Source organism: Mesorhizobium sp. M0496 (genome assembly GCF_040321205.1).
Taxonomy (GTDB): domain Bacteria; phylum Pseudomonadota; class Alphaproteobacteria; order Rhizobiales; family Rhizobiaceae; genus Mesorhizobium.
Genome location: NZ_JAMYRC010000006.1, coordinates 94,798 through 111,352, shown reverse-complemented (window position 1 = coordinate 111,352; position 16,555 = coordinate 94,798). Strand labels below are relative to the sequence as shown.

Below are 16,555 nucleotides of genomic sequence, written 5' to 3'. Positions count from 1 at the left end.
CGTTCGGTTATCGACGGTTACCCTTGTGAGGATTGACGCAGTCGGCGTCGGCGTGGGCAGCGCACCGTGACCTTCACGGCGACGAGGTTGGAGCGGATGGGGTCCCTGGTCCGGCAGGGCTCCTCGCGGCTGGCTCACATGAGCGCTATCGCCATCGAGTGATTGTCTCAGTCTACATTAGCTCTGGGTCCAGAAAGCGCGTACAGGCCTGAGACGCAGCAAATCCTCTTATCTATCGCCGTTCGGTGTGGCTCCCGTTCAGAAATGCATGATAGACACTCTCGATGCCTTCCATGAGAGTGATCTTTGCTGCCCATCCCAAAGTGCGCAGCTTGTCGACGCTCATCAACTTTCGCGGTGTACCGTCAGGTCTAGAGTGATCATGCGCGATCTCCCCAGTAAATCCGACTACACGGCAGATCATTCTGGTCAGCTCTAGGATCGTGATGTCCTGTCCGCAGCCGAGATTGACGTGATCATGGTCAGAGTAGTTCTTCAGAAGGAAGACTAATGCGTCGGCGCAGTCGTCGACGTGCATGAATTCCCGACGTGGTGTGCCCGTGCCCCAGATGGTGATTTGCTTATCATTTATGAGCTTAGCTTCATGCGCTTTCCGGATCAGCGCTGGGATGACGTGGCTTGACTGCAAGTCATAATTGTCGCCTGGCCCGTAGAGATTCGTCGGCATAGCGGAGATGTAGTCGCGGCCATATTGCTGGCGATAGGCTTGAGCCATTTTGATGCCGGTGATCTTGGCGACGGCGTAGCATTCGTTGGTGCGCTCTAGTGGCCCGGTCAAAAGCGCGCTCTCAGGAATGGGCTGTGGTGCCATCTTCGGATAGATGCAAGACGAGCCGAGGAAGAGGACGCGGTCGACATTGTTTTCGTGGGCTGCCGCGAAGATATTGGCCTCGATCATCAGATTGTCGTAAAGAAAGTCGACCGGATAGGTGGCGTTCGCGAGAATACCACCTACCTTTGCCGCCGCCATAATGATAGCGTCCGGTTTCATCACTGCCACGAAGTTTTCAACCTCGGTCTGTCGCTTGAGATCTAGCTCTCCCCGAGGGGCGGCCACAACTTTGCAGTCTTCAGACGCGAGTCGGCGTACAACAGCGCTGCCCACCATACCTTTGTGGCCAGCGACCCACACGGTTTTTCCGTTCAGATCATACATTACGCTTCCTTCATGACTACAGATGTCTGCATGACCTTCAGGTCTTCGCGTACCATTTCCGCAGCAAGCTCGCGCACGGATGTCTCATGCACCCAGCCGAGCTTCTCCTTCGCCTTGGTAGCGTCACCCAGGAGAAGATCGACTTCCGTGGGGCGGAAGTAGCGTGGGTCCACTTGGACTAGGCATCTGCCGCTCGCTACATCATAGCCCTTTTCGCCGACACCCTTGCCACGCCATTCGATCTCGACGCCGATATCTTCGAAAGCCCACTCGACGAATTGGCGGACAGGAGTCGTTTTGCCCGTAGCCAGCACGTAATCATCCGGTTGATCCTGCTGTATCATCATCCACATACCTCGCACGTACTCACGCGCATGGCCCCAATCGCGTTGAGCATCGAGATTGCCGAGATAAAGCTTGTCCTGCTTGCCCAGGTAGATAGCAGCGGCAGCGCGGCTGATCTTGCGCGTCACAAAAGTTTCGCCACGAAGGGGGCTTTCGTGATTAAAAAGAATGCCGTTGGAAGCGTGCATACCATAGCCCTCGCGATAATTGACGACCATCCAGTAGGCGTAGAGCTTGGCGGCGGCGTAAGGGCTGCGCGGATAAAAGGGCGTCGTTTCGTTCTGCGGTACGGACTGCACGAGGCCGTATAGCTCCGAAGTCGAGGCTTGATAGAAGCGGGTCTTGTCCGTCAGACCGAGGAGGCGAATCGCCTCAAGAAGTCGCAATGTACCGATACCGTCCGCGTTTGCTGTGTACTCAGGTGTTTCGAACGACACCTGCACATGGCTCTGAGCAGCCAAGTTGTAAATTTCGTCTGGCTGAGATTCCTGAACCACGCGGATGAGGTTAGTCGAATCAGTGAGGTCACCGTAATGCAAGATCAGGCGCGGATCGGATTCGTGCGGGTCTTGGTAGAGGTCTTCGATACGACCCGTGTTGAAGGAAGAGGAACGTCGCTTAATCCCATGAACGATGTAGCCTTTTTTGAGAAGAAGACGGGCAAGATAGGCACCATCCTGTCCAGTTATGCCCGTAATAAGAGCAACTTTTCTGCTATCGCCCATTCTATTCCTGCTCTATTAAAGTTTAAAGTTTCGGCTCCGGCTCGCCACGCCGACACAATGTGCGGCCAGCCCCGTGCGCTATGGAGCACTTCGACAGATGCGGCGCGAAGCTCGTCATTGACAGTCCGCCAGCCGAGCACACCTCTTGCTTGGAGTCACAGCAAAATAGAGTTGCGCCGCTAACCTGTCGGCTTCGTACATGCGGTCTGAGTGCCGCTCAGCTCACGCCGTGAGCGACATGTACTCCCAGCACCTTGCAGCTGATTTGCTCATCCATCAGTGAGTGAGGACGCCTTTCTTTCTTGCTTCAGCGTCTTCTAATGGGAATTGTTTGGATCAGTGAAATCGATTGTTTGGATAAAGTGCATCCACAGAATGGATGGTCTGACCGAGCAGCGGGGGCGCATCGCCGGCCCGGAGTCGTAGGCGCGAGCTTCCGTTCGGGGCGAGGACAACGTTCGTGGCCGCGAGCCCTCACCACAGCATCCGGCACAGGTCGTGCAGAACTTTGGGAGCAGACTGCAGATTCTGTCGATCAGCTGGTTCCAGGCGCGTCGAGCTGTCGACCTCATCTCGCCCGGTACCGGTTGCTGTATGCAGCCTTGCACCCTTGGCGTATGGCGTCGACGGAACGATTTGCTCCGGCAGGCAGTGTCGCAGCGTTTCCCGGCTGTTTCGGCTCTATTGGCCGGGCCCGCGTCAGCCGAGCCCCTTCATCATGGCATCCAACACATGGATGGCCGGCATCCACTCAATAGATTTTACATATGCCGCGGAGGCCCAGTAGAGAAGGCTGAACCGGAAGCGAGGGCATCGGCTTCAAGCTGTGCGAGCGTCACGGGATTATTGGGCAGTGCTGAGTGAGCTCTTCTGCCCTATGGCCCGGCCTCTGCCAAGCGCCCGGCGTCAGGGTCTACGTGTCGACTAAGGATACCAAACCGGGCAACCTCCCCTCTGAACGAGATTTCCGAAAATGCATGTTAGTGGATTGGAAAAGCGCCGGTTCGTCGTCTCTCGGAGGCGTACGGGGTTCGGTGATTGTCTGTGGTCATTGGCGGCCGCTTGGCGCTACGCGCAGCGGTCGGGACGAACTCTAGTCATCGACTGGCGGGGGGCCTGCTACCTCGACCAACCCTTCACAAATGCGTTTCCGGTGTTCTTCCAGCCGATCAATGACATCGCTGGCGTGCCGGCTATTTCCGACGACCGGATGAACGACGTTTCCTTCCCTGGTCCATTCTTCCCGGAGTGGTGGAACAGGCCGGCGATCGAGTGCCTTTACCGGCCAGATGAGCAGATTTTCCAAGAGCGCGATGAGTTGGGCGAGCTCTTTCAGGCCGAACACGATGTCGAAGCGAACACAGTAGTGTGTGACGCTTGTCTGATGTGGCGGTGCGATGAGGATGCAGAGCGGCAGGTGTTCCAGAGTGTCCAGCCTCGGCCAGAAATTCAAGCCCGCATAGATGCCATTTATCAGGAATGTTTTGAGGGGCACAGCATCATCGGGATTCATGTTCGGCACGGTAACGGTGAAGACATCATGGAGCATGCGCCCTACTGGGCCGATCCGGAGCTAGCCGTTCGGCAAGTGTGCGCTGCAATTGACAAGGCTAAGGCGTTACCGCACCCCAGGCCTGTGCGGCTGTTCTTATGCACGGACAGCGCGCGGATACTGGATCTTCTGTCGGCCAGGTTTCCCGATCTGCTCACTGTCCCGAAGCACTTCGGATCCAATCAAGGTGGCCCCTTACACACTGCAGCACTCGGGATTGACGGCGGAATTTCCGCCCTCGTTGAGATGTATCTTCTCGGGCGCTGCGATACCGTAATTCGGTTTCCCCCGACGAGCGCCTTTACACGATATGCACGCCTTTTCGCACCACGGGTAATTGAATTCGATCTGAAAGAGCCAAGTCGTTTGACTTTGATAGAAGGCAGCCAAGTCTCTGATCTCAGTTAAGACCCGCCACCTGCGCAATTCGGCAGACGCAACCAACAGGCATAGTTGAATGCGCATTTCTCACCGACGCCAGTGGAGGCGTCGTACATTATCGATACCGTCGTCATCTGACGCCGCCTGCAACGCGCCAGAACTTCGCTGTTACGCGGGGGCCGCAGACAAGCCAGAGCGACGGCGATCGTGACGCTGACGCTCGAAAGAACGCGGGCGATCACTCCAGAGACGAAATTGAGGTTGGTTATGAAAGTCATTCCCGTGATCATCAGCGGCGGAGCCGGATCGCGGCTATGGCCCGCCTCAAGGCAATCGCACCCCAAACCTTTCCTCAAAGTGGCGGATGGATATTCTCTCATTCAGCAGACTGTGCTGCGCGCCGCTTCGATAGAAGGTGTCGTGGAACTCGTCGCTGTGACATCCGGGGACCACCTCTTCCTGACCAAGGACGAATTTGACGAACTGGATTCCGTGGTCCTGCCACGCACCTTTCTGCTCGAGCCCGAACCTCGGGATACGGCCGCCGCCGTGGCTGCAGCCGCGATCCATGCGAGGGCAACGCAAGGCCCTGACGCGATCCTGTGCGTCTTCCCGGCCGATCACCTGATTGGCAACCTGCCTGCGTTTCTAGACGTCATGGGCCTGGCCATGGAACATGCGAAGCTCGGGCGGATCGCCACATTGGGCATCACCCCAACCAGACCGGACACAGCATTCGGCTACATCGAAGCAGATGGTGAGAACGTCGTCCGTTTCGTTGAAAAACCGGATCTGGAGACAGCCAAAGCCTATGTCGCGTCTCAACGCTTCTTCTGGAACGCCGGCATCTTCTGCTTCAGTGCGCAAACCATGCTCGACGAGATGGTTTTGCATTGTCCCGAGGTGCTCCAGGCCGTCGCCGACAGCTATGAGAACGGCCGCGCCAGTCAATGCCAAGGCTTTGCCAAAATCGAACTCGCGCCTGAGCATTTCGGTTCCGCGCCGCGAATCTCGCTCGACCACGCTGTCATGGAGAAGACTAACAGACTTGCCGTGATTCCCTGCGACATGGATTGGAACGACATCGGATCTTGGAACGCAATGGCCGATTTGATCGCCCCCGACGAAAGCGGGAACAGGATACGCGGCGATGTGCACATGGTCGACACGACCGGCACCTATGTGAGCTCCGACAAGCGCGTCATCGGCACGGTGGGCGTAAGCGATCTGGTGATCGTGGATTCCCCGGACGCTTTGCTTGTCACATCCCGCGACCGCGTTCAGGACGTTAAGAAGCTCTTCGAGGGCCTCAAGGCTTCGGGACATGAAGCTCATCTGGTCCATAGCACGGTACACCGGCCCTGGGGTACCTATACGGTTCTGGAGGAAGGCGAGCGCTTCAAGATCAAACGCATCGAGGTGAAGCCCGGTCGCCAGTTGAGCCTGCAGATGCACTATCATCGTTCGGAGCACTGGGTCGTGGTCAGCGGCTCCGCCAAAATCGTCAATGGCGAGCAGGAGTTGTTCCTGGGGACAAACGAATCTACTTACATCCCCTGCGGCCATAAGCATCGGCTCGAGAACCCAGGCAGAATTGACCTGGTTATCATTGAAGTGCAGAGCGGCGATTATCTCGCCGAGGATGATATCGTTCGCTTCGACGACGAATATGGTCGAACGTAGATAAGAATACAAAAAACGTTAAACGGCGAGCCGTCGCTCAAGGATCTCTGTCGTGGGTTCTGGGCCTGACATTGGCAAGCAGCGGGCCGAGCGTGTCATAGTATCCGCCCCGCACTCTCATCAGGCACTCGATCGTGGTCCAAAACATCGGTGAGCGCTTGACAGCGCGCCGTCGGCGGCAACGAAGACTTCAGATCTTTCTTAGGCGGACCCGTTGCTCAGCTGTTCAACGGCACAGCCGTATTTCAGCCTGTAGGCGGCAACGAAATCCTCATCGCTGCAGATGCAGCGGCCGCTGGAATCTTTGGCTTGCGGATCATGGAGGTAAGAACCAAGGGGGCGCAGTAGATTCACGCGAGTGCTGGTCGTCGGACTCATCGGAAAACCCGCACTATGCTTGACCAGGTCTGCGGCAAGCATGATCCCGGCAAGCGCTGATTGAAAGGCCATCGGAACCACGGTTCGAAGGAGACGACTTCCATCGCTAAGCTGGGATGTCGGCCAGTTCCTCGAGTGGTGCCAGGCGCAGGGCGTGCGCGACATTCCTGACGGACCGCAAAGCGCCTCATTTTCGGTCGTTCAGGCTCGCTTGACGATTACCTAAAACCTGTCATTCGGGCCAATGTCCGCTCAGGTCCCTAAAGCTGGTTCCGCCATGGTCCAGAATCGGGCCAACTATTGTAGGCGGGTACAGTCCTTTTACCTGGTCAGATGCAGGTGTGAATCTCGACTTCAATAAGCTTGGTGGCCGCCCACGTCGCGAAGCTTGCTCCTCCGACACCGATGAGACCAACTACCACGAAAACCACGCGGTGCCAGAAGGCGCGATTCGTCAGTTGCTCGAACGCCGTGTTGAAGTCACCCCTTACCTCGGCAAAATCCTTCACTAGCCGATCTTGTTGGCGCCCGAACTCAAACGCTATAGCCTTGAGAGTCAGCCATTGGTTCACGATGCTCGCGAGAAGGAACAGGACGAATATCCAGGCGCCGGCTATCACCGCGATGTTCGTCCATACCTCAATTCCACAAGCCTTTGCGACCTTGAGTTGCGAAGCGACGACGATCGTGGCGATAGGAATGCCGAGTATCTGACCTTGAAGGTCCACGAAAGTCTTGTGGATGCGGGTGATGAATTCGGCCTGCGCGGTTTCGACCTCTCGCCGGATCTTGGAATAGGTGAAGCTGGAGGCGAATAGCCGGTAGCCTGCGGCCACCTTTTCGACGATCTCCCCGACCCCACGAATGACATGACGAAACCTCTGTCCGGTCGGCAGACCTGCGACCAAGTCTATGACGGCCTCCGACAGGATCGTGAGCTTCTGCTCGAGATGCACTGGATCCGCGAACAGTCCGACGAGTTTAGCGACTTGGTCGGCCTTGAGGCTGGCCAGGTCGTTCTCATCGTAGTCTACCGGGATCGCTATGCGGCCATCGCGAAAGAAGACGATTTCCTGCTGAACTCCATCGAGGAAGGCGGCAGCCCGCGCCAGCAATGCCACCAGCGAAAGAACTAACCGGTAACTCAATTGTAGGTCCGCCGGTGGTTGAGAGTGCCGGGTCAACCTGCCGTCCACGACGAAGTAATTGGCCGGCTCTTCCACACGGGCCTTCGGTCCAGCAATCAGGTTGGCGAAGGACAATGCGAACCTACCGAGCGACGTCCGCGGCGCATTGAACTGGACATGCGCTTGCTTGCCGAGCTCGAGCTGGTCTCTTTCGGTGAGCAACGCCATGCCGGCATCGGCGGCTGCGTCCTCGTCCTGATCAATCAGCAGCAGGACGTTCAGAATGGGCTGCGTAGTGATGGTCAGCGTGCCGGAGCCATCATCGGCGAAGGCCGTGACCGCATAGATGGGCTCGATGTCTTGCCAACCGAGCCTAGGCATCTTCGAATTCACCGCTCAACCTGTCCTTCAATTCCGCAGGCAGATTGCGGAGGGTGAGCGTCTGCTTCTCCGGATCGTAGGTCACCTCGCCTGCCTGGATCGCCTTGCGGTCGAACTCGAGTGACCAGTGGTCCGTGCGCCCTTTGAAACGGACGAGGGTGTTCAGCACTGACCTGTTGGGTATGAACCAGTCGTTGAGCTTCAGGTCCGGGTTGGCGAGATAATCGCGGAGGCTCCCTGGATCCTCGGGCAGCAACTCGTTGGTGAGTGCGTCGAATGAGAGTTCCTCCCGCTTGAGCGCGGCGCGGTCGCATATTTCCTTGGCTTTGGTCAGGAAGGCCGTCTTCGCCTCGGGCTTCAAGCTCTTGTCGTCGGCAAAAGACATCAAGGCCTCCACCAGGTTCTTGGTGTCGGCCTTCTCCTGCACGGGATCGATGCAGCCGAGGAAAGCCTGAAAATATTCGGCGACGTTCCCTTTGCCCTTAAGGAAGCCTATGTAACGATCCTCCTTGTTCGCCCATCCGGAGATGTTGATGCGCCCGGCGAACCTGAATCCTTCGATGTCGAGATGAGCCACATCGTGCACGTCGTTCTGCCGGGTAAGCGCGGCGCTGAGCGTATCGGTGACGATAGCGACCATGAGATAGTGCCGCTCGTCTCGGGTGAAGTGTGAGAAGAAAACGTGACCACCAGTGGCAGCCGCTTTGGTCTGGGCGTTTGCCGCCAACGTCTTCATCAGCGATTCCGTAAGGGTAGCGAAATCCTTCTCCTCGGCCTCCACGTATTCTCGAAGATGCCGTTGAGTGGGGTAGTTGTCCTCATCATCGGAGAATTTACCATGGGACTTGGACGTGCGGCGGCCATAGAGCTTATCCAGTACGTCCACGAGTCGCTGGACCGGTTCGGTGACCTTCAAATTCGATTTGCCCAACGCGATGTCGAACTTGTCGGCGTCCTTCTTCAGGTCATGCACGGCAACGCTGATGATGCTGTTTTCTGCCAATGGTCTATCCCCCGTGTGCGACCAGATTACTTACGGCGCCGACAACATGATAGTGGTAGACGGCGGCGTCCACTACGGGCGCCAGATGAAACTCCAGGAGGCGATCCAGTCCTACCAACTCGCCAAGGTGGCTTTTCGGCGGCGCATCATAGACGGGTTCTTCCGCCTTCCCGCATCCCGTGCTGTAGTAGACTTGAAATAGAATGGGCCTTACGCAAGCGCTACTGAAAATGGAGTTTAGGGTGCGCAAGATTGGCGAAATTGCGGTCGAAGGCAACGAGGCGCTATGGAAGTATTTTCGTTTCGAGCGCTTCCTTTCAACGCTCGCGGAAAGCAGACTCTATTTTGCATCGGCCAATCAGTTTATCGATCCTTTCGAAGGCGCCGTCGCCGTCCAATTGAACGTGCCGCCGCCTGATCCGCGCTACGCCGAGGTGGAGGGCGTGGAGCGCGCCTTCTTCCAACTCAAACGTTTGACCAAGATAAGCTGCTGGCACCGTGCCGTCTATGAAAGTGACGCGATGTGGAAGCTCTACTCCGGAGAGCACAAAGGCATCGCGATCTGTACGACGCCCGATCGCATGCGCGCCGCCTTCAAACCCTTTCGGCTCAAACCGGAATATGGCGTCGAAGATCTGTGGGGCGGTCCGGTCCAATATGTCGACTTGACCCAGGTTCGGATGCGCGGCATCGGCATGCTCGACCGGTTCTTTTTCAAGCACCGGGCTTTTGAATGGGAGCGGGAATATCGGCTCGCCATCTCCGTTAGAATGGCTGAGGAATTTGGCGTCCGAGTTCCCCAACACGGCATCCTCGTCGACGTCGATCTTCCCACTCTGATTGAACGCATCGTCCTCGGCTCAACCACAACCGAAGCCGAGCGCGCCACCGTGTCTCAACATGTGGCTGCGGCCGGGCTAGGCGATCGCCTTGAGCTTTCCACCCTTCTCGGTCAACCTCGCTATGTCTAAGGCCCAGCAAGTAGGCACCAGTGCAAGGCGAGGCTCGGCAGAATGATATCGTACTCGGACACCGCACTCACGATCTCGGAACCGCTGCAGACCAACGCGGTCGTCTGGGTTCACTCGCTACCGGAACAGGAGATGGGCCCCAGCCGGCGTATCCTAGAAGACCTTGAGGGCCTCTCCACCGCCGGTGGTTTCCCCGTGTTGGAATATGCGGTTCGAGATCGTAGCGAACTGAGCGAGCTGTTCAGGCAGTTGACGACGAAGGCCGAGCAGGGATTGAGGCCGGTGCTCCATGTCGATGCTCACGGAACAATTGCCGAGGGGCTCCTGCTAGCACCGAGCGGCGAACGCGTCGGCTGGGCCGAGATCATCGAAGATCTCCGTGCCCTCAATGTTGCGACGGCCAACAATCTCATCTGCATCTTCGCTCTTTGCTTCGGGTTGCATCTTTACAAACAAGTGAGCCTGAGGCGTCCCGTGCCGTCCTATCTCTTCTTCGCGCCGCCCGCTGAAATCAGCGTCGGCTTCCTCGAGGCGCAAACGTTGGACTTCTATCGAGAGATGAACCGGACCTCGAATGTGACAGCCGCATTCGAGCAGACCCTGGGCGGGGTCATGCAGTCATTTCACTGCCAGGGTTTGTTCCTGCAGTCGCTGTTGCGATACGTCCGAACCTACTGTTTCGGGCGCATGCGGCATGATCGCCTCGAACGTATGGTCACGACCGTCCTACAACGCGACGGCATCGTAAACCCGTCCAGCGCGCAACTGAAACAGATCCGGCGCAAAATACGGGAATCTTTGAAGCCAGGTCAGAAGTTGATCGATGACTTCGCGCCGTTATTCCTGATCGGCCGCGCACCGGCCTTCAGCTACCGCGATCTCGACCGGATCCTGAAACGCTCTTTCGCTTCCGGGCGATCTCAACGGCGCTCGGCGTCGAGCTGAACGCTGAGCGATCTCAGGCTCGGATCGCGATGGACTACCCGAAACCAGCCGGACGACGGCTCACCAAAACACTCAACCATCGCTTGACCCATTCCACGCCTCATCTGCCGATCGACATAGAGCTCAACCCGCAACATCCCGGTGTCGGCAGCGACTTGGGCGAGCAGATCGACCTGTCTGGTTCTTGCCGTCAGGCCCTCGCCGCTCTCGTCGATCTCTTCAATTGCCAGCGCGCAGTGATTGAGCGGACCGAAAATGACGAGGTGCGTTCCTGCGGGCATGCCCGGCCGCGGCGGAGGCGCATGCCCCATTTCTCCAAGTTCGGCATGCGTCTCGACGCTCCGCAGGTCCTCGTCCTCTCGCAGAATATCGCGTGCGAAGTCGAACGCATCTGTGTCCGCATATAGATAGCCTGCGCTTTGCGAGACCTGGAGACCATTCAGGGAGCGCACCATGTCGCCATCGACGGCGATTGGCGCACCGGATCGCAAGCCATCGCGATAGCGGATCATTCCTGCCTTGCGTTCGGGCTCGATATCTGCGCTCGCCGCCAGTTCGTAACGTTGCACGATCGTCGGGCAATGCAGGGCAAGCGTCAGGCCAGGTGAAACCGGCAGCATCACCACTACGCCCGGCGAAGTGAGCCCGACATCTCCATGGGGGAAGGCGTTGATGCGGCTGACCGGATGGTCCGAGATGATGAAGCGATGCTCGCCGTCGCTCGCGTAGATGGCGGGATGAAGATCGAGTAGCGCAATGGTGTGACCTTCCCGTCCAAGGAACGCCTTGACGGCGCCAAGTCTCACTGACGCATCAGATGGCATAGCCATGTGCGGATCGGCATCCGGGTCATAGCCGACCTGGCGCATCATCTCCCGCAATTGGCCCGCCAGATGCTTTGGTCCCGTTCGGCTAAAATGCGTCCGCAGCATCTGAGTCGCGAAGAAATCGGCCAGTGCGATACGATCATCCGCCGTCATCCACGCGAGCGAACGTCGCGAGACGATTTCGGCGACCAGGCGGGCGGAGAGCGCATCGACCTCCTGGAACAGATCCTCGAAGTTCCATTTGGTATCGCCCAGGCTCACCGCATTGAAGTCATTCTCGGAGCCAGCATTGGCAATCGACGTTAGAAAAGATCGGTCGGACCGCTTGGCGAAAACGTAGATGGAGCGTCGTTCTGGATCGGCCGCAAAGTGCTGAAGCTGGGCCTGAGGAACAAAGTGATGCTTTCTGGATGGCCGGTTCATCGTTCCCTGCAGTGATGCGGTGCTTCGGCGCCGTTGAAAGTGCGGAGGTATTTCGTCGGGCACCGCATGGCGGCAAGCCCGTCAGATTTTGCCCACTTGCGATGTCCGACCGCAATTAACTACTGCGGGCACGGATAACCCCTACGGGCACGGATGTTAGCTTCTGTAAACGACTCAGCCAAAAGTCAGAGTCGCCGTCAATTTGGGTCAACGGATGGCAAGTTTCGTGTATTCGCAAATTCGTTCCGAATGACCACGATGGAGTCGTAGACGGATCGGCAAACTTTGCCTACTGGGTCCGAACGACCGCTATCCGCGGTACGCTCACCACAACCGGACCGTCCGGAGACGGCCCCAAAGTTGTCGATCCGGAATGCGCCTCAATGACAGTCATTCCCACAGTCCCATCCATTCACCAAAAGCGGACATCGCTAACGGATAGGCCACGGCCAAGTTGTGCGCACGACATTTGTCTCGAACGACTGGAGTCGATCCTACGCGGACCATCCGACCAATGGCTCGGAGCTATCTTCCTTTGGCTCGGCAGTAGTGCCAGACTGGATGGAGGGAGCACGACATGAGGGAGACCCGTAAAATAGCAGCGATCCTGGTCTCGGATGTGGTCGGCTACAGCCGGCTAGCCGGCGCGGATGAAGATCGCATCTTGGCACGGCTGCGGGCGCTGCGCAGCGATCTCATCGATCCTACCATCGCCGTTCATCGTGGTCGCGTCGTCAAGCGCACAGGCGACGGAAGCCTAGTCGAGTTCAGCAGCGTGGTGGAAGCAGTGCGCTGTGCGATCGAAGTGCAGAACGCCATGCTTGAGCGCAATGCCGGGGTGCCGCATGATCGCCGCATCGAGTTCCGGATCGGAATTCACTTGGGCGACGTCGTGCAGGAACGCGATGGCGACCTGATGGGCGATGGCGTCAATATCGCCGCGCGCCTAGAAGGCATCTGCGAACCTGGCAATATCTGTCTTTCCGAGCAAGCCTATTGGCAGGTTAAGTCAAGGCTGGATATCGCGATCAACGATCGCGGTGAGGTTCAGCTCAAGAACATCACCGAGCCCGTCCGGGTTTATTCTCTACAGGTCGGCGTTCCCTCCAAGGCAAAGCCCGCGGCACCGGCGGAGGCCAACGTGCCGGAGAAGCTTTCGCAGCCGCTCGCACCGCCCGACAAGCCTTCGATTGCTGTGCTGCCCTTCATCAACATGAGTGGCGATTCCGAACAGGAATTTTTCACCGACGGGCTGACGGAGGACATCATCACCGATCTGTCGAATGTGTCCGGCTTCTTCGTCATCGCCCGCAACTCCACCTTTGCCTATAAAGGCAAGCCCACCGACATCCGTCAGATCGCTCGCGATCTAGGCGTCAAATATGTTCTCGAGGGCAGCGCCCGGCGATCCAACAAGCGGTTGCGCGTCAATGTGCAGCTTATCAATGCGGCGGAAGGCGGCAATCACGTGTGGGCCGAGCGCTTCGACCGCGAAATCGCCGACATCTTCGACGTTCAGGACGAGGTCACGCGACGCGTTGTTGTAGCGATTTCTGGCAAGCTTGGTGAAAAGAAACTTGTTGCCCGTTCCCGACCGTCAAATCTCGAAGCCTATGATCTTTGCGTTAGGTCGCGAGGCAAGTGCAACAATTCCAGATCGGACAACAGTGAGGCGTGTGCTGACTTGGAACGTGCCGTTCAGATCGATCCAAACTACTGCGAGGGGCACAGCAATCTTGCCATCTCACTGCTATTTGGCTGGATTGTCTGGGGAGAGCCACAGGACCCCGGCCGCGCAAAGGCTCTGATACACGCGCAACGGGCCGTGGAAATCGATCACGACGATTCCCACGCTCGTAGGATCCTGGGCTGTGTTCAGCTTTATGAGCGCAATTGGGATGAAGCAAAATCCCAATTCGATGCTGCCGTTCGGCTTAATCCCAACAATGCAGATGCGGTTGCATGGATGGGTGAGCTTCAGATCTACTTAGGCGATCCGCAAGCGGCGCTGATAGCGTGTGGCGCGGCGCTCCGTATAAATCCTCGTCCACCCGGTTGGTATTTCTGGATCATGGGAATGGCGCAGATTTCCTCGGGTCACTATGAAGAAGCTGTTGCGTCCTTGAGCCGGGAAGAAACGTACGGGACGGGTTCGAGGGAGCACCTGGTTCCCGCGCTTGCGCTTGCCGGTCGCGTTCCTGAGGCACAGGAGGAAGCCCGCCTATTTCTTGCGGGCAATCCAAATTGGAGGGTCGGTGATTTGGTGGCGAACTCACCTTTCAAGAGCCCTAGCGATGCGCAGCCGTATGTTGATGGCTGGCGTCTGGCGGGCCTGTCAGATTAGGCGGCATAGCAAGGGGGCCGCTTCCTATGTTGAAAGACTCAAACATTCGCGACTCTTCGCCGCCCTAGCAGCCTGAAATGCCCATCTGTCTAGCTGCTGCACATCTCATCGCCACCCCGTTTCCGTCCAACGAAAAGACTCGAAAAGTCTCGTCGTTGTTGCACGTCGCGGTAATCGTGCCATCGCCGAGGCGGCGAGCGTCGATCACTAGGGGACAAGTGTCGGCGGAGAAGTTATCCTGAATGATCTGCTGGGCTATCTCCGCCGGTTCTCCGTCAGGGGCGCGACCGAATTGCGCAAATGCCAAGGACGGCGAGAGAACCGCCACTAAGACAAATGCGGCAGTTTTTCGAGCACGTTTCGAAATCATCGAGATGACCTTCATTCCTTCAGCAGCAGGAATTTGCAAGAGAGGATTCCTACTTGCGCGCGCAGCTGCGGATCGTATCCTCAGTATTTTCTGCCACCGAGGTAATCGCCCATCTCGTTGGTGAGCCTTTGGATTGCCTCGGCCAATTGAAGGAGCGACGCAGACTCTTCGGACCCAAAAGATCCGGTCGTGACGACAGAGCTAGTCACTGTGCCGGATTCTTTCAAAACGTCGTAGAGATACCGGACCGACTGGTTCGAACTCGACAGCGGACCTATCAAGACCTTGCAATTTTGCGACGCGCTCTGGGTCAAAGCGGGCGCTGTAGAACACAGGAGAGCTAAGAGCACCGACAACCAGATATTCATTCCAAAGTCCCCCAAGGGTCAGGTCTCGTTGGCGGCCTTCAGCCGTCTTGTCAGCATAAGCTCTCGCACGGAATGCCGTCCTTATCGCGATCGAGCTTGCCGCCCCAAGAACAATTGGCCAGATACCAATTTGCTTCATTGCACGAACTGATCTGCGGACAGGTTCGCCGCGGTTGGCAGGAGTAGCTTTGTGCCACTTGCCTGCTGATCAGGCCCAGGGGTTGGCGGGTAGCCGGTCGAGTGCCATCAGCGTGCGCTGCGCGCCATTCCCAGGGCACTTGAAATTTTCCGATCCAAAGGCCGACCTTGGCCGCCTCGGCCTTCCCCTGTTGCTTGGCATAGGCCCCGTGACTGTAGCGGGGCCAATCCAAGGCCTGGCCATGCTCGACCACCCACGCGGCCACGCTGGCGCCGTCAGCACGCTTGCAATCGCCGACATATCGGCCGTAACGATCCCAGGAAACAAAGGAGCACTACGCGGGCTTGGAGGTCGCAAGGAACCTGTCGAGCGCCTCGGCCGCTAGTCGGCCGCAAGGATATTCGAACCCTTTGGCGTCGTCGCAATACTGCTTGCTCTCGGGGGCGTCGATGCCATTGAAGCGTATGCGCTGCCCGTGGATCTCGATCGTGTCGCCGTCTATCACAGAGGCAACACCGGTGATCGGCGCCGGCTTCGAGCCGAACCAGTTCGATGCATTGATCTCTGGCAGCCTTTCGCTGTGCTCGATGGCGGTCTGCGCGGCCAGAGCACCAGCCGCAACTGCAGTCACCAAGATCAGACGTAACGGCACGCTCGCCCATCGGCGCGCACGGCTATGCTTGGCGCCGTTTCGGTTTCGCCAGCGATCAGATCGATTGTCGTATCGGTACTTGTCCACGCTTGCGACCCATCATTATCCCAACAATCGTGCGAGGAAGCCGAGGAGCAATATGCCTGCTACCATCTTGAACCCCCCACAAATAGCCGGACCAAAAGACTTGGGCGCGACCCGGGTGCCTGGCTCACATCCTCTTCCACGGCTGGCGCGGTATCTTTCGCGCCAAGCCTTTTCGTGTAGCTGAGCCCGGTGCCGGGAACTCCACCACTCATGCGGCTACCGGCTGTTCCCGACGTCAGCCCAAAGCCTTTGACTCCTGCCCGAACACTCAGGCTTTTCCTGCCAACGTTTAGCCTGAGGCCTGGGGCGATCTTGAAGCGGCGACGAAATCGAAAGCTCATTACATTGCTCCCCCTGGACGGCTTTCAGCGGAGCGCCCGCCGCACCGCGAACCATCGGCGGCCGTGCTGCCGTCCTTCGGACAGTTCGCCACGGCTGGGGCGGCATTGGCCGGCCCCCGATATTGTCGAACGATAACAGCAATGCGCTGCCCGTCTCCCTCGATGTTCGTGTTCTGGCTATTCGGATTGAATGGGTCGACCGTCTGGGCGAGGCTGTTGGCGCGATTGGAATCGCCGGCAGCGAGCGTCACGCTGTCGTAGTGATTGAGATAGTCCGCTGCGCAGCCGCTCAGCACCAGAACGATACCAAGGCAGATCGCCAGGTTCCGCTGCATG

15 protein-coding genes are annotated in these 16,555 nt (G+C 57.9%); 5 read left to right on the top strand and 10 right to left on the bottom strand.

Annotated elements, in window-relative coordinates; all coding sequences use genetic code 11:
• Positions 1–232: 232 nt before the first annotated feature.
• Both fcl and gmd read right to left on the bottom strand, forming a co-directional pair.
• Positions 233–1,177, bottom strand: a complete 945-nt coding sequence (gene fcl, locus NKI73_RS08515) for a GDP-L-fucose synthase (protein WP_352628548.1) — start codon at positions 1,175–1,177, stop codon at positions 233–235.
• On the bottom strand, positions 1,177–2,247 hold the full coding sequence (gene gmd / locus NKI73_RS08510; protein WP_023692482.1) for a GDP-mannose 4,6-dehydratase: 1,071 nt from the start codon (positions 2,245–2,247) through the stop codon (positions 1,177–1,179). The genes fcl and gmd overlap by 1 nt, the downstream gene beginning before the upstream one ends.
• Before the next feature lie 973 nt (positions 2,248–3,220).
• Between gmd and NKI73_RS08505 the strand changes: the two genes are divergently transcribed.
• Positions 3,221–4,207, top strand: coding sequence for a nodulation protein NodZ (locus tag NKI73_RS08505; protein ID WP_352628546.1), 987 nt, complete (start codon positions 3,221–3,223; stop codon positions 4,205–4,207).
• Between the two features lie 240 nt (positions 4,208–4,447).
• Complete coding sequence (locus NKI73_RS08500) at positions 4,448–5,863, top strand: mannose-1-phosphate guanylyltransferase/mannose-6-phosphate isomerase (protein WP_352628639.1); 1,416 nt, start codon at positions 4,448–4,450, stop codon at positions 5,861–5,863.
• A 707-nt stretch (positions 5,864–6,570) separates the two neighbouring features.
• On the opposite strand, the gene NKI73_RS08495 is transcribed toward NKI73_RS08500, so the two are convergent.
• Together NKI73_RS08495 and NKI73_RS08490 are read right to left on the bottom strand one after the other, a co-directional pair.
• A complete protein-coding gene (locus NKI73_RS08495; RefSeq protein ID WP_352628544.1) occupies positions 6,571–7,761 on the bottom strand; it encodes a hypothetical protein in 1,191 nt (396 codons plus the stop codon).
• Positions 7,742–8,752: a nucleoid-associated protein gene (locus tag NKI73_RS08490; protein WP_352628543.1), complete on the bottom strand. Its 1,011-nt coding sequence runs from the start codon at positions 8,750–8,752 to the stop codon at positions 7,742–7,744. Before NKI73_RS08490 ends, NKI73_RS08495 begins: the two co-directional genes overlap by 20 nt.
• 242 nt (positions 8,753–8,994) lie before the next feature.
• On the opposite strand from NKI73_RS08490, the gene NKI73_RS08485 reads away from it, so the two are divergent.
• The gene (locus tag NKI73_RS08485; RefSeq protein ID WP_352628541.1) at positions 8,995–9,723 is read left to right on the top strand and encodes a DUF2971 domain-containing protein; all 729 of its coding nucleotides are present in this window, start codon (positions 8,995–8,997) and stop codon (positions 9,721–9,723) included.
• Positions 9,724–9,765: 42 nt separating this feature from the next.
• Positions 9,766–10,668: a hypothetical protein gene (locus NKI73_RS08480; RefSeq protein ID WP_352628539.1), complete on the top strand. Its 903-nt coding sequence runs from the start codon at positions 9,766–9,768 to the stop codon at positions 10,666–10,668.
• Here NKI73_RS08480 and NKI73_RS08475 read toward each other — a convergent pair.
• Positions 10,644–11,918 (bottom strand): DUF4238 domain-containing protein, encoded by a 1,275-nt coding sequence (locus tag NKI73_RS08475; RefSeq protein ID WP_352628537.1) that lies wholly within the window; start codon positions 11,916–11,918, stop codon positions 10,644–10,646. The genes NKI73_RS08480 and NKI73_RS08475 overlap by 25 nt on opposite strands.
• Positions 11,919–12,495: 577 nt before the next feature.
• On the opposite strand from NKI73_RS08475, the gene NKI73_RS08470 reads away from it, so the two are divergent.
• Positions 12,496–14,262, top strand: a complete 1,767-nt coding sequence (locus NKI73_RS08470; RefSeq protein WP_352628535.1) for an adenylate/guanylate cyclase domain-containing protein — start codon at positions 12,496–12,498, stop codon at positions 14,260–14,262.
• Positions 14,263–14,326: 64 nt separating this feature from the next.
• Here the strand turns inward: NKI73_RS08470 and NKI73_RS08465 are convergent, their stop codons facing one another.
• The 5 genes from NKI73_RS08465 to NKI73_RS08445 all read right to left on the bottom strand — a co-directional run bounded on the left by NKI73_RS08465 (position 14,327) and on the right by NKI73_RS08445 (position 16,554).
• On the bottom strand, positions 14,327–14,671 hold the full coding sequence (locus NKI73_RS08465) for a hypothetical protein (RefSeq protein WP_352628533.1): 345 nt from the start codon (positions 14,669–14,671) through the stop codon (positions 14,327–14,329).
• A gap of 379 nt (positions 14,672–15,050) precedes the next feature.
• The gene (locus NKI73_RS08460; RefSeq protein ID WP_196815027.1) at positions 15,051–15,197 is read right to left on the bottom strand and encodes an excalibur calcium-binding domain-containing protein; all 147 of its coding nucleotides are present in this window, start codon (positions 15,195–15,197) and stop codon (positions 15,051–15,053) included.
• Positions 15,198–15,473: 276 nt separating this feature from the next.
• Positions 15,474–15,878, bottom strand: coding sequence for a thermonuclease family protein (locus NKI73_RS08455; protein ID WP_352628531.1), 405 nt, complete (start codon positions 15,876–15,878; stop codon positions 15,474–15,476).
• A 59-nt stretch (positions 15,879–15,937) separates the two neighbouring features.
• The gene (locus NKI73_RS08450; protein ID WP_352628530.1) at positions 15,938–16,219 is read right to left on the bottom strand and encodes a DUF4236 domain-containing protein; all 282 of its coding nucleotides are present in this window, start codon (positions 16,217–16,219) and stop codon (positions 15,938–15,940) included.
• Positions 16,219–16,554 (bottom strand): hypothetical protein, encoded by a 336-nt coding sequence (locus tag NKI73_RS08445; protein ID WP_352628528.1) that lies wholly within the window; start codon positions 16,552–16,554, stop codon positions 16,219–16,221. The genes NKI73_RS08450 and NKI73_RS08445 overlap by 1 nt, the downstream gene beginning before the upstream one ends.
• Between the last annotated feature and the right edge of the window lies 1 nt (position 16,555).

What these genes read in the sequence shown, in the direction of transcription:
- fcl (WP_352628548.1), bottom strand. Translation starts at nt 1,177, where the DNA reads ATGTATGATCTGAACGGAAAAACCGTGTGGGTCGCTGGCCACAAAGGT.
- gmd (WP_023692482.1), bottom strand. Translation starts at nt 2,247, where the DNA reads ATGGGCGATAGCAGAAAAGTTGCTCTTATTACGGGCATAACTGGACAG.
- NKI73_RS08505 (WP_352628546.1), top strand. Translation starts at nt 3,221, where the DNA reads ATGCATGTTAGTGGATTGGAAAAGCGCCGGTTCGTCGTCTCTCGGAGG.
- NKI73_RS08500 (WP_352628639.1), top strand. Translation starts at nt 4,448, where the DNA reads ATGAAAGTCATTCCCGTGATCATCAGCGGCGGAGCCGGATCGCGGCTA.
- NKI73_RS08480 (WP_352628539.1), top strand. Translation starts at nt 9,766, where the DNA reads ATGATATCGTACTCGGACACCGCACTCACGATCTCGGAACCGCTGCAG.
- NKI73_RS08475 (WP_352628537.1), bottom strand. Translation starts at nt 11,918, where the DNA reads ATGAACCGGCCATCCAGAAAGCATCACTTTGTTCCTCAGGCCCAGCTT.
- NKI73_RS08470 (WP_352628535.1), top strand. Translation starts at nt 12,496, where the DNA reads ATGAGGGAGACCCGTAAAATAGCAGCGATCCTGGTCTCGGATGTGGTC.
- NKI73_RS08450 (WP_352628530.1), bottom strand. Translation starts at nt 16,219, where the DNA reads ATGAGCTTTCGATTTCGTCGCCGCTTCAAGATCGCCCCAGGCCTCAGG.
- NKI73_RS08445 (WP_352628528.1), bottom strand. Translation starts at nt 16,554, where the DNA reads ATGCAGCGGAACCTGGCGATCTGCCTTGGTATCGTTCTGGTGCTGAGC.